Annotated in this window: 10 protein-coding genes; 2 read left to right on the top strand and 8 right to left on the bottom strand. The window is 71.7% G+C overall.

Annotation, left to right across the window (positions count from 1 at the left end; translation table 11 throughout):
- Nucleotides 1–4 precede the first annotated feature (4 nt).
- The gene (locus SMA5143A_RS12220; protein ID WP_107462980.1) at nucleotides 5–595 is read right to left on the bottom strand and encodes a TetR/AcrR family transcriptional regulator; all 591 of its coding nucleotides are present in this window, start codon (nucleotides 593–595) and stop codon (nucleotides 5–7) included.
- Nucleotides 592–2109 carry a 3-hydroxyacyl-CoA dehydrogenase gene (locus SMA5143A_RS12225; RefSeq protein ID WP_107462981.1) on the bottom strand — a complete coding sequence of 506 codons (1518 nt, stop codon included), beginning with the start codon at nucleotides 2107–2109 and terminating at the stop codon, nucleotides 592–594. The genes SMA5143A_RS12220 and SMA5143A_RS12225 overlap by 4 nt, the downstream gene beginning before the upstream one ends.
- 147 nt (nucleotides 2110–2256) lie before the next feature.
- Between SMA5143A_RS12225 and paaN the strand changes: the two genes are divergently transcribed.
- The gene (paaN, locus tag SMA5143A_RS12230; protein ID WP_107462982.1) at nucleotides 2257–3948 is read left to right on the top strand and encodes a phenylacetic acid degradation protein PaaN; all 1692 of its coding nucleotides are present in this window, start codon (nucleotides 2257–2259) and stop codon (nucleotides 3946–3948) included.
- A 149-nt stretch (nucleotides 3949–4097) separates the two neighbouring features.
- Here the strand turns inward: paaN and SMA5143A_RS12235 are convergent, their stop codons facing one another.
- From SMA5143A_RS12235 to SMA5143A_RS12245, 3 genes are read right to left on the bottom strand one after another with little or no spacing between them, the layout of a single operon-like run.
- On the bottom strand, nucleotides 4098–4871 hold the full coding sequence (locus tag SMA5143A_RS12235) for a TrmH family RNA methyltransferase (protein ID WP_107462983.1): 774 nt from the start codon (nucleotides 4869–4871) through the stop codon (nucleotides 4098–4100).
- Nucleotides 4872–4890: 19 nt separating this feature from the next.
- A complete protein-coding gene (locus tag SMA5143A_RS12240) occupies nucleotides 4891–6228 on the bottom strand; it encodes an HTTM domain-containing protein (protein ID WP_258193487.1) in 1338 nt (445 codons plus the stop codon).
- A complete protein-coding gene (locus tag SMA5143A_RS12245; protein ID WP_107462984.1) occupies nucleotides 6225–7235 on the bottom strand; it encodes a DUF5819 family protein in 1011 nt (336 codons plus the stop codon). The genes SMA5143A_RS12240 and SMA5143A_RS12245 overlap by 4 nt, the downstream gene beginning before the upstream one ends.
- Before the next feature lie 331 nt (nucleotides 7236–7566).
- Here SMA5143A_RS12245 and SMA5143A_RS12250 point away from each other — a divergent pair, with 331 nt between their 5' ends.
- Nucleotides 7567–8760, top strand: a complete 1194-nt coding sequence (locus tag SMA5143A_RS12250) for an acyl-CoA dehydrogenase family protein (protein WP_107462985.1) — start codon at nucleotides 7567–7569, stop codon at nucleotides 8758–8760.
- A gap of 96 nt (nucleotides 8761–8856) precedes the next feature.
- Here SMA5143A_RS12250 and SMA5143A_RS12255 read toward each other — a convergent pair whose 3' ends face one another.
- The 3 genes from SMA5143A_RS12255 to SMA5143A_RS12265 all read right to left on the bottom strand — a co-directional run bounded on the left by SMA5143A_RS12255 (nucleotide 8857) and on the right by SMA5143A_RS12265 (nucleotide 12003).
- Nucleotides 8857–9186 (bottom strand): rhodanese-like domain-containing protein, encoded by a 330-nt coding sequence (locus SMA5143A_RS12255; protein ID WP_107462986.1) that lies wholly within the window; start codon nucleotides 9184–9186, stop codon nucleotides 8857–8859.
- Nucleotides 9187–9302: 116 nt separating this feature from the next.
- Nucleotides 9303–10307, bottom strand: a complete 1005-nt coding sequence (locus SMA5143A_RS12260) for a J domain-containing protein (RefSeq protein ID WP_258193488.1) — start codon at nucleotides 10305–10307, stop codon at nucleotides 9303–9305.
- 217 nt (nucleotides 10308–10524) lie between these two features.
- A complete protein-coding gene (locus tag SMA5143A_RS12265; RefSeq protein ID WP_107462987.1) occupies nucleotides 10525–12003 on the bottom strand; it encodes a DUF2252 domain-containing protein in 1479 nt (492 codons plus the stop codon).
- Between the last annotated feature and the right edge of the window lie 27 nt (nucleotides 12004–12030).

The raw sequence follows: 12030 nt of genomic DNA on the forward strand, positions 1-12030 counted from the left end.
AGCGTCAGTGCTGGGCGCGCAGCCCCGAGAAGACCAGATGCGCCACCGCTTCGGACACCTCGCGCTCGCCCATCCCGCGCCCGTCCGGCCGGTACCACTCCACGATCGAGTTGATCATCCCGAAGACCAGCCGGGTCGCCAGCCGCATCTCCACGTCCCCGCGCACGTCCCCGTCGGCGGCCGCGGCCTTCAGCAGCTCGGCGACCCGGTGGTCGAAGTCGCGGCGCCGCTCCAGCGCCCAGCGCTCGGTGTCGGTGTTGCCGCGCACCCGCAGCAGCAGCGTCACGTACGGCAGCTCGCCGATGAGGACCTCGACCATCCGCCGGACCACGTGCTCCAGCCGCTGCACGGCACGCCCCACACGCGCGGGTTCCTCGTCGAGGATCCCGAACAGCTCGTCCAGCGCCCGGCTCACCGCCCGCCGCAGCAGCTCCTCCTTGCCGCTGACGTGGTGGTATATCGACGACTTGGAGATCCCGGCCGCCCGGGAGAGATGCTCCATGGACGTGCCGTCGTAGCCCCGCTCGTTGAAGACCTGCACGGCGACGGAGAGGAGCGTCTCCGGGGTATACGTGTCGCGCTTGGCGGTGGTCATGAGGAGGTCCCCTCCCGCTTGTCGGAGGCGTAGGCGTGGCGGTACAGCGCCAGGGACGGCGCGTAGCGCCCGGAGGGGTCGCGCAGATGCAGGTCGTCGAGGAGGGCGTACGCCCAGTTACGGCCCAGCTTGCGGCCCCATTCGAAGGGACCGAGCGGGTAGTTGACCCCGAGCCGCATCGCCGTGTCGATGTCCTCCTCCGTCGCCACTCCCTTGGCCACGGCGTCGTGCGCGAGGTCGACGATCCGGGCCACCGTGCGCGCGACGATCATGCCGGGGGCGTCCCCGATGACGCTGACGTTCTTGCCGAGCGTCTGGAAGAGCCCGATGGCCTCGGTGAGCGTCTGCGACGAGGTGTCCTGGGACGCCGACAGGGCGATCCGGGTGGCCCGCCGGTAGTCGAGCGCCAGGTCGAAGTAGACGACGTCGCGGAACTCCACGGAGGTCTGTCCGTCCGCGAGGGCCAGCTGGCCGCCGCTCGGCAGGACCAGCCGGGTGCCGTGGTCCTCGTCCTCCTCGCGCACCCCGATGCCGGCCTCCCGGATCAGCGCGAGCAGCTCGGAGGCGGGCCCCAGGTCGCCCTCGACGACGACGTACGCGGGCGCCCGGGCGGGTTCGGCGGTGTGCGGCTCGGGGCGCTCGGCGTCGTCCGCGTGGTCGTACCAGCCGTGGCCAGTCTTGCGGCCGAGCCGGCCGGACTCGACGAGCCGCCGCTGGGCCAGCGAGGGCGTGAACCGGACGTCCTGGAAGAACGCCTGCCACACGGAGTGGGTGACGGACTCGTTGACGTCCTGCCCGATGAGGTCGGTCAGCTCGAAGGCGCCCATCCGGAAGCCGCCGCATTCCCGCAGCACCGCGTCGATGGTCGCGGGCTCGGCGGCCTGCGACTCGTACACCGCGAAGGCCTCGGCGTAGAACGGCCGTGCGATGCGGTTGACGATGAAGCCGGGTGTGTCGGCACAGGCGACCGGCGTCTTGCCCCAGGCGCGGGCCGTCTCGTACGCGCGCGTGGCGGACGTGACGTCCGTGGCGAACCCGGAGACGACCTCCACCAGCGGCAGCAGCGGCGCCGGGTTGAAGAAGTGCAGGCCGACGAAGCGTCCGGGGTTGCGCAGGGCGCCGCCGATGGCCGTGACGGACAGGGAGGAGGTGTTGGTGGCGAGCAGGCAGTCGTCGTCGACGACGTCCTCCAGCGCCCGGAACAGCTCCTGCTTCACATCGAGGCGCTCCAGGACGGCCTCGACGACGAGGGCGCAGTCCGCGAGGTCGGCGAGGTCCCGCGCGGGGTGCAGCCGGGCGCGGGCGGCGTCCCGGTCCCCGGCGGTCAGGCGGTCCTTCGCCACGAGGCGGTCGAGCCGGGCGCCGATCGCCTCGGCCGCCTCCTGGGCACGGCCGGGCATGGCGTCGTACAGACGTACGGGGTGGCCGGCGACCAGTGCGACCTGGGCGATGCCCTGGCCCATGGTGCCGGTGCCGACGACGGCCACGGGGCTGCTGAGGTCGAGTCCTGTCATGTGCGCGATCCTCCCGCACGGGGTTGTCCACAGATGCGGCGGACCCCCTTGTCCCGACCGATCGTTCGGTTACTCTAACTCTGTCCTCCTGTCGCTGCCCAGGTCAGGTCTCGACGCAGAGTCCCTGACGTGAGGAGTTGGTCACGCATGGCCGCCGAACTGTCCGCGCACGACCTGATCGCCAAGCACCGGCCCACGCTCGACCAGGCGCTGGAGGCGATCCGCACCCGCGCGTACTGGTCACCCCACCCCGAGCACCCCAAGGCGTACGGCGAGAACGGCAGCCTGGGCATGGCCGAGGGCAAGGCCGCCTTCGACGCGCTGCTCGGCAACCGCCTCGACCTCGACCAGCCCGGCACCGACGACTGGGTGGGCGGCGAGATTTCCCCGTACGGCATCGAACTGGGCGTCACCTACCCGCACGCGGACATCGACACACTGCTGCCCGCCATGAAGGCCGGCCAGCGCGCGTGGCGCGACGCGGGCGCTCAGGCGCGCGCGGTGGTGTGCCTGGAGATCCTCAAGCGGATCAGTGACCGCACCCATGAGTTCGCCCACGCCGTCATGCACACCAGCGGCCAGGCGTTCATGATGGCGTTCCAGGCCGGCGGCCCGCACGCGCAGGACCGGGGCCTGGAGGCGGTCGCCTACGCGTACGCCGAGCAGGTCCGCACCCCGGACGAGGCGGAGTGGACCAAGCCCCAGGGCAAGCGCGACCCGCTCAAGCTGGACAAGCGGTTCAAGGCGGTCCCGCGCGGCATCGCGCTGGTCATCGGCTGCAACACCTTCCCGACGTGGAACGGCTACCCGGGCCTGTTCGCCTCCCTCGCCACGGGCAACGCGGTCCTGGTGAAGCCCCACCCGCGCGGGGTCCTGCCCCTCGCGCTCACCGTGCAGGTGGCCCGCGAGGTGCTCGCCGAGACCGGCTTCGACCCGAACCTGGTCGCGCTGGCCGCCGAGCGCCCCGGCGAGGGCATCGCCAAGACCCTCGCCACGCGCCCCGAGATCCGGATCATCGACTACACGGGGTCGACGTCGTTCGGTGACTGGCTGGAGGCCAACGCCCGCCAGGCGCAGGTCTACACGGAGAAGGCCGGCGTCAACACGGTCCTCGTGGAGTCCACCGACAACTACAAGGGCATGCTCTCCAACCTGGCCTTCTCCCTGTCCCTGTACAGCGGCCAGATGTGCACCACCCCGCAGAACCTGCTGATCCCCCGCGACGGCATCACCACCGACGAGGGCGCGAAGTCCTACGACGAGGTCGTCACCGACCTCGCCAGGTCGGTCGGCGGTCTGCTCGGCGACGACGCCCGCGCGAACGCCCTGCTCGGCGCCATCGTCAACCCCGATGTGAAGGCCCGTCTGGAAGCCGCCGCCGGCCTCGGCGAGGTCGCCCTCGCCTCCCGCGAGATCGTCAACCCGGAGTTCCCGGACGCCGTCGTCCGTACGCCGGTGATCGTGAAGCTCGACGGCGCCAAGCCCGACGACGAGGCCGCGTACATGAGCGAGTGCTTCGGGCCGGTGTCCTTCGCCGTCGCCGTCGACTCGGCGACCGACGGCGTCGAACTGCTGCGGCGGACCATCGCCGACAAGGGCGCGATGGCCGTCGGGGCGTACACCACGTCCGACGAGGTCGCGGGGGCCGTCGAGGAGGTCTGCCTGGACGAGTGCGCGCAGCTCTCGCTGAACCTCACGGGCGGGGTCTATGTGAACCAGACCGCGGCGTTCTCCGACTTCCACGGCTCCGGAGGCAACCCGGCGGCCAACGCGGCGCTGTGCGACGCGGCGTTCGTCGCCAACCGCTTCCGGATGGTGGAGATCCGACGCGAGGCGTAAACGCACACCTGTTCGACCCGTGGCCCGGTGCCCCGTTGGGGATGCCGGGCCACGTGCGCTCAGACGGGCCACTCGGCACGCGGAGACACCGTGCTCAGACGCGGCGCCCTTGCTCAGAGGGCGCACGGACACTCGGAGAGCGCCCGAGCTCAGACCGCGCCCATGCTCCAGTGGTAGAGCGTCATCGCCACGCTCGTCGCCAGGTTGTAGCTGGACACCTGGGGGCGCATCGGCAGGGACACCAGATGGTCGGCGCGTTCCCGCAGTTCGGCGGAGAGCCCGCTGCGCTCGGAGCCGAAGGCGAGCAACGCGTCGTCCGGCAGCTTCAGGGCCCTGATGTCGTCCCCCTCGGGATCGAGGGCGAAGAGCGGGCCCGACGGCAGGTCGGCCACCTCCAGCCGCTCCACGGCGGTCGCGAAGTGCAGCCCGGCCCCGCCGCGCACGACGGTGGGGTGCCAGGGGTCCAGCGTGCCGGTGGTGACCACCCCGGTCGCGCCGAAGCCGGCGGCCAGCCGGATCACGGCCCCGGCATTGCCCAGATTGCGGGGATTGTCGAGCACCACGACGGGCGCGGTGCGCGGGGTGTGCGCGAGCGCCGCCAGACGGGTCGCGCGCGCGGGGCGCACGGCCAGGGCGGCGACGGCCGTGGGATGCGGGCGCGGTACGAGCGTGCGGTACGTCTCCTCCGGCACCTCGACGAGCAGCGCGGTCAGCGGCTCCCGCACGTCCGGCGCCAGGTCGTCGGCGAGCGCCAGCGCCGCCGCCCGGTCGACGGTGACCGCCACCGGGATCTCCGCCCCGAAGCGCAGAGCGTGCTTGAGGGCGTGGAAGCCGTCGAGCAGGACGGAGGTGTCCGCGAGACGGCGCCAGGTCCGCACCGGATCGCCGACCCCGTGCGCCGGTCCCGACTGGGGCGCGCTCATACCGCGCTCACCGGATCGTTCATGCGGTGAAGCCTACGTGCGCCTGCTCGGCCGTCTCCTTCTCCGAGGGCGGCGCCCCCTTCTCGGACCGACCGGACCGACCGGACCGGCTGCGGCCGCGCCCGAACGGCACCCGCCGCACCACACCGTCACGCGCGCGTGCCGTCCAGCCGCCCAGGCGCTTCAGGAACGACGTCGGCAGGAACACGGCGTCGGCGGCGATCATCGCGAGCGAGAAGAACGGCAGACCGAGGACGAGCGCGATCGCCGCGTGCTCGGTCATCATCACCGCGAGCAGGACGTTCTTGACGCGCCGGTTGAACAGCGTGAACGGGAAGGCGACCTGCGCGATGACCGTCCCGTACGTCACCAGCATCACCATGGTGCCGCTCGACGTCATCAGGTCGGAGAGCGCGGGCCACGGCGAGAAGTAGTCCAGGTGCAGCGGGTAGTAGACGGCCGTGCCGTCCTGCCAGCGCGAGCCCTGGATCTTGTACCAGCCGGCCGTCGCGTAGATCAGACACGCCTCGGCCATGATCACGAACAGGGCGGCGTTGTGGGCGAGGTTGCCGACGATGTCGAGCAGCACGCGGGGCCGGATGTCCGACTCGATCCGGTGCACGGCCCACCACACGCCGTGCACCACCCACAGTCCCCAGAAGACGGTCAGCCAGCCGCCCCCGAAGCCACCGGGAACCAGACCGCCGAACGTCGCCACGAGCAGCGCGAAGCCGAGGGCGCACCAAAGGAGGGGGCCCACACGGTCCGCCCGCGCCGCAGCCTCCCGCTCCAGGCGCTCGCGCGTGCGCCGTCTGCGCCGGGCGTCCAGGGACCAGACCTGGCCACAGCGGAGGAAGACCAGATAGATGGCCATGAGGTGGATGACGTTGTCGCCGCCGTCGCCCATGAACACGCTGCGGTTCTGCAGCGACAGCACACCCACCATGAACAGCACGCTCGCGGTGCGGGTGCGCCACCCGAGCAGCAGCATCAGGCTCGACAGCACGGCGAGGGCGTAGACGATCTCGAACCACACCATGCCGTCCGACCACATCAGGGTCGTGAACGCGCCGTTGCTCGCGATCAACTCGTGCGCGAGGTCCCAGCTCCACGGCCCGTCCGGCCCGTACAGCTCACGCCGGTGCGGGAACTCGCGCAGCAGGAACAACAGCCAGGTCCCGGCGAAACCGATCCGGACGATCGCGCTCTGGTACGGACCCAGCGCGTTGTCGGTGACGCGGGCGATCCCGGAGCCGATGACGGCGGTGAGACGGGCGCCGGAGGTGCCAATGGGGCTGCTGGAGCTGTTGGTGCTGTCGGTGCTGCCAGTGGGACCGGCGGGAGTCGTGGGGCTCATTCGGCGCTCGCCTCCGTGCGGTCGCGGTCGGCCACCGACCACCAGGACAGCTCCCGGATGACGGGCTTGTCGGACACCTGTTCCTCGCTCCACTCGGGCGCCGGGACATTGGTGGTACGGGACCGGACCTGTATCCGCTCGACGACCCCACCGGAGCCGCCGGCCCGCTCGCCGTCGAGCTCGCGGTCGAGGCGCATCACCACGATGCGGCGCAGATAGCGCTCGGACAGCTCACCGCGTGAGCTCGTCGCGCGGTTCTCGGTGTCGTGCGTGGAGACATAGAAGTCCCAGGCCCGACGCAGCTCGTTCTGGTCGGTATGGCTGGGCACCAGGTTGCCGTCGATGGCGGCCCCGTCCAACGCGGAGAGGTCGTACCAGCCGGTCTCACTGGATCCGCCGTCCGGCTTGCGGACCTCCGCCCTGACCTGCACGGCGATGTTCTGCTGCAACGGGTTCGGGGCGAACAGCTTCCAGTTCTGCTCGAACTCCGGGTACACCCAGTCGTCCACCGCCTGACCGTGCTGCTTCGTCATCGTGTTCGAGGGCGCCACATGCAGAAACACCATGCCGACGTGCACACAGGCCACCACGGCCACGACGGCCAGCGCCAGCGCCACGACGATCTGGTACGGCAGCGAGAGCGCGGCTATGCCGGACACGGCGGGGGGCGGCGGCTGCGGCGAGGAGAGAGCGTCGTCCGAAGACGGCGGGGTGTACGGAGGGGGCGGGGTCTGCGGACTCTGCCGCGCAGCCCACGCCGGAGCACGAGCCGGAACCGGCGCGGAGCCGGTTTCCGGGGCGGAGCCGGTTTCCGGGGCGGAGCCGGTTTCCGGGGCGGAGCCGGTTTCCGGGGCGGGTGTGGAAGCGGGAGCAGGTGGGTCGGTGTCCGCGTCGGCGCTGTCGCCGTCGCCACGGTCGGCGGTCGCGTCTCCCGGGCCTATGGAAGCGGAGCCCTCGGGCTCGTCCGGCCCGCGCCGGGCGTTCGAGACCTCGTCGTACGCGTCCATTCCGCCCCGCTCCCCGATTCCCACTCCCGGTCCGTTTCCCCACCGGAAACTTACTCAGCCGCGCGCATCCGGCACAGTCCCGATGGCCGCAGCAGTCACATCGTCACACCGATCACACGGCACCCACGAGGTTATCCACAGCCTCGGACACCTTACGGCGCGGTGCTCCACCATTGAGGTGAGCGGCCGACGCAGCCAGAGGCGAGCAGCCGAACCACCCTGACCTTCACCGACTCACTGCCGGCCCCTGTCCGGCCCCCACGTCATTCCCTTCTTCTAGAACCTGTTCTATCTTGACGCCCCGTCATCGGCGACACGGAAGGGCGGAACCGTGGACTTCACCTTCACCGAGGAGCAGCAGGCGGCGGCCGAGGCGGCGAGAGCGGTGTTCGCCGGGGTCGCCCCGGACGGGGTGCCGAGCCCCTCGCTCGTTCCGGGGGCCGTGGCCGACGACTTCGACCGGGCCCTGTGGACGCGGCTGGCCGACGCGGACCTGCTCAGCCTCCTGCTGGACCCCTCCTACGGAGGCTCGGGGCTCGACGTGATCGCGCTGTGCCTGGTGCTGCGCGAGTCGGCGAAGGTCCTGGCCCGGGTGCCGTTGCTGGAGAGCAGTGCGGCCGCCGTGACCGTCCAGGCGTACGGCAGTGAGGAAGCGAGGACCGATCTGCTCACCCGGGTGGGCCGGGGCGAGGTCGTGCTGAGCGTCGCCGCGCACGGCCGCACCGGCCACGACCCGGCCGAACTCGCGGTCACCGCTCAGCGGGACGCCGACGGGGCATGGGTCCTCGACGGAGTACAGACGGCGGTTCCCTGGGCGTACAACGCCGACTACATCGTCGTACCGGCGACGGCAGTGGCCGGGGACGCCGGGCTCACCACCGAGGCCCAGCACACCGCCATGGCACCGGTCGGCACCGACAACGTCCTGCTCGCCCTCGTCCCCCGCGTCCACGAGGGCGTGGTCCTCGCCGAGCAGATCTCGACGGCGGGTGAGCGGCTCGCCGAGCTGCGGCTGGACTCGGCCCGGATCGCCGCACGGGACGTCATCGACGCGGACGGCGCCTGGGAAGGACTCCGCGAACTGCTGACCATCGGCACCTGCGCGCTGGCCCTCGGTCTGGGGGAGGGGGTCCTCACCATGACCGGCGAATACACCGGCAAGCGGGAGCAGTTCGGGCACCCGATCGCCTCGTTCCAGGCCGTCGCCGTCCAGGCCGCCGACCGGTACATCGACCTCCGCGCCATGGAGGCCACCCTGTGGCAGGCCGCCTGGCGCATCAGCTCCGGAGCGGCAGGCGCCCTGCCCTCGGCCGGGGACGTCGCCGTGGCGAAGATCTGGGCCTCGGAAGGGGTACGGCGGGTCGTGCAGACCGCGCAACACCTGCACGGCGGCTTCGGCGCCGACGTCGACTACCCCCTGCACCGCTACCACGCCTGGGCCAAGCACCTCGAACTCTCCCTCGGCCCGGCAGCGGCACACGAGGAGTCCCTGGGCGATCTACTGGCAGCTCACCCCCTGGGTTGAGCACCACCCACCCGCTGGGCCGAGCGCCGTGCACACCGACCAAAGGGGCGCGCGAAACAAACCCGCGCGCCCCTGAACCTGGAAAGCTCTCCGAACCTAGAGAACGAACCCGCTCTCGCCCTTGTCGTCCACCACCGGCCGCCCGGCGGCCGCCCAGACCTGCATCCCGCCGTCCACGTTCACGGCGTCGATGCCCTGCTGGACCAGGTACATGGTGACCTGCGCCGAACGCCCGCCCGAACGGCAGATCACATGAACCCTGCCGTCCTGCGGTGCCGCCTCGGTCAACTCCACGTACCGCGCCACGAACTCGCTGATCGGGATGTGCAGCGCCCCTTCGGCATGACCCGCCTGCCACTCGTCGTCCTCCCGGACATCGAGCAGGAAGTCGTCGTCCTTGAGGTCCCCGACCTCGACCGTGGGCACACCAGCTCCGAAATGCATGCGTACGACGCTACCCGACCGCACGGCCCCACACCGTCGCCGTGCCCCACCTACTCGCCCCGCCCGGCCTCCGGGCGTGGCCACCCTGCCCCTGGCCGTCAGGGGCCCTCCTGACCGCCCTGGCTGCCCGGACCGCCTTGGCCGACCTGCCCCTCGTGGTTGTCCTGACCACCATGCCCCGCCTGGCCGACCTGACCACCCTCGCCGAGCAGCCCCGCCAGTTCCGCCTCCCGCTGGGCGACCTCCGTCAGCAGTTGTTCGGCGATCTCGTCCAGGAGGCGGTCGGGGTCGTCGGGGGCGATGCGAAGCATGGAGCCGATGGCGCCCTCCTCCAGTTCGCGGGCGACAAGGGTGAGCAGCTCCTTGCGCTGGGCCAGCCATTCAAGGCGGGCGTACAGCTCCTCGCTGCGGCTGGGCCTGCGCTCCTCCGGCACCGGACCCGCGGCCCACTCCTGCGACAGCTCCCGCAACAGCGTCTCGTCACCCCGTCCGTAGGCCGCGTTGACCCGCGATATGAACGCGTCCCGCCGCTCGCGCTCCTTGTCGTCCTGGGCCAGATCGGGGTGAGCCTTGCGGACCAACTCGCGGTAGAGCCGACGGGCCTCGTCGCTCGGTCGCACCCGCTCCGGGGGCCGCACGGCCTGGTCGGTGAGCATGGCCGCAGCCTCCGGGAACAGGCCCTCCGAGTCCATCCAGCCGTGGAAGAGCTCCTCCACGCCCGGCATGGGCATGACCCGCGCCCGTGCCTCCTGCGCCTTGCGCACGTCCTCGGGGTCGCCGGTCCGTGCGGCCTTGGCCTCGGCGATCTGGGCGTCGAGCTCGTCGAGCCGGGCGTACATCGGTCCGAGCTTCTGGTGGTGCAACCGGGAGAAGTTCTCCACCTCGACCCGGAAGGTCTCCACCGCGATCTCGTACTCGATCAACGCCTGCTCGGCCGCCCGCACGGCCCGCTCCAGCCGTTCCTCGGGCCGCTCACCCCCGGTGCCGCCACCGGACACCGCGCCCTCGGCGGAAGTGCCCTCGCCCTGCCCCGGACCCCCAGCGGGCTCCACGGGCTCGGCAGGGTGCTCGGACTGGGTCTGATCGGCTTCCGGGCTCGTCACCCGACCCAGCCTAGGCCACGACTCCGAGCGCCACCGAGCCCGCCCGAAGGCACCCCGCCCGACCGGGAACGACGAGATCGGACCGCTCACGCCGAGGCGACCGAGCCGAGAACCGACCAGAGCATCAACCCGAGCCGACCGCACCCTCCAAGCCGGGAATCGACCCGAGCCGACCGCACCCGCTACCGCTCACCGGGCCCCGACGCCCCGGCCCTCGTCACACCCCGGCCTCGGCCTCGATACGACCGGCCCGTATCGCCGCCACCAGGTCCGCGTGGTCCGCCTCCGTGCGGTCGGCGTAGGTGACGGCGAACGTCGCGACGGCCTCGTCGAGCTCCTCGTTCTTGCCGCAGTAGCCGGCGATCAGCCGGGGGTCGGCGTTGTGGGCGTGGGCACGGGCCAGCAGGGCGCCGGTCATCCGGCCGTAATCGTCGACCTGGTCGGCCGCGAGGGCCGCGGGGTCGACGCTTCCCTTGCGGTTGCGGAACTGCCGCACCTGGAAGGGGTGGTCGTCGACGGTCGTCCAGCCCAGCAGGCTGTCGCTGACCACCTGCATGCGCTTTTGCCCCAGGACCACACGACGGCCCTCGTGAGCCACGGTCGGAACGTCGAAACCGGCCGTCGCGAGATGTGGTTCGAGCGCGGAGGGGCGGGCCTCCTTCACCTGGAGCACGAGCGGCTCACCCCGGTGGTCCAGGAGCAGCACGACATACGAGCGCGTGCCGACGCTGCCGGTGCCGACCACGCGGAACGCCACATCGTGCACGGCGTAGCGGGCGAGCAGCGGGTGGCGGTCCTCCGAGAGGGTGGTCAGGTACTGCTCCAGGGAGGCGGCGACCACCGCGGCCTCGCCGTCGTCCACCCGGCGCAGCACCGGTGGGGCGTCCACGAAGCGGCGCCCGCCGCCCTCCACCGCCTCGGTCGACTTGGCCGCGAAGCGTCCGCTCGTGTTGGCCCGCGCCTTCTCCGAGACCCGTTCCAGCGTGCCGAGCAGGTCGTGCGCGTCGGTGTGCGAGACGAGTTCCTCGTCGGCGATGGCGTTCCACGCGTCGAGGGCGGGGAGCTTGGCGAGGAGCCGCATCGTGCGCCGGTAGGCGCCGGTCGTGTCGAGCGCCGCCTTGCGACAGGTGTCCTCGTCCGCGCCCGCCTCGCGTCCGGCGAGCACGAGCGAGGTGGCGAGGCGCTTGAGGTCCCATTCCCAGGGGCCATGCACGGTCTCGTCGAAGTCGTTGAGGTCGATGACGAGCCCACCGCGGGCGTCCCCGTAGAGGCCGAAGTTCGCCGCGTGGGCGTCGCCGCAGATCTGCGTGCCGATGCCGGTCATCGGCGTACGGGCGAGGTCGTGTGCCATGAGGCCGGCCGAGCCCCGCAGGAACGCGAACGGGGTGGCGGCCATCCGGCCGACCCTTATCGGGGTGAGCGCGGCGATGCGGCCGCGGTTGGACTCCTCGACCGCCGTCACCGCGTCGGGCCGGTCGGTGGTGAGGGTCAGGTCCGCGTGCGTACTGCGCGGCACCCGCTCACGCAGGGCCTTGCCCTCCTCCTTCGGCGAACCCTGCGAGGGCCACCGCGCGAACCCGGGCACCCACGGCACCCGCTCCTGCCCCGCCCGGCCCCCCGACTCGGCCCCCGCCGCCGTCACACCGTCTTCGATCACAGCGACCGCCTTCCCCCGCACATGTCCCCGCACGAACATCAACTCGTGATGACGGTACAGCCGGTG

Source organism: Streptomyces sp. MA5143a (genome assembly GCF_900290235.1).
Lineage (GTDB): Bacteria > Actinomycetota > Actinomycetes > Streptomycetales > Streptomycetaceae > Streptomyces.

Bases quoted from the DNA above. Each gene is read 5' to 3' on its own strand.
- SMA5143A_RS12220 (WP_107462980.1), bottom strand. From the start codon at position 595: ATGACCACCGCCAAGCGCGACACGTATACCCCGGAGACGCTCCTCTCC.
- SMA5143A_RS12225 (WP_107462981.1), bottom strand. From the start codon at position 2,109: ATGACAGGACTCGACCTCAGCAGCCCCGTGGCCGTCGTCGGCACCGGC.
- paaN (WP_107462982.1), top strand. From the start codon at position 2,257: ATGGCCGCCGAACTGTCCGCGCACGACCTGATCGCCAAGCACCGGCCC.
- SMA5143A_RS12235 (WP_107462983.1), bottom strand. From the start codon at position 4,871: ATGAGCGCGCCCCAGTCGGGACCGGCGCACGGGGTCGGCGATCCGGTG.
- SMA5143A_RS12240 (WP_258193487.1), bottom strand. From the start codon at position 6,228: ATGAGCCCCACGACTCCCGCCGGTCCCACTGGCAGCACCGACAGCACC.
- SMA5143A_RS12245 (WP_107462984.1), bottom strand. From the start codon at position 7,235: ATGGACGCGTACGACGAGGTCTCGAACGCCCGGCGCGGGCCGGACGAG.
- SMA5143A_RS12265 (WP_107462987.1), bottom strand. From the start codon at position 12,003: ATGTTCGTGCGGGGACATGTGCGGGGGAAGGCGGTCGCTGTGATCGAA.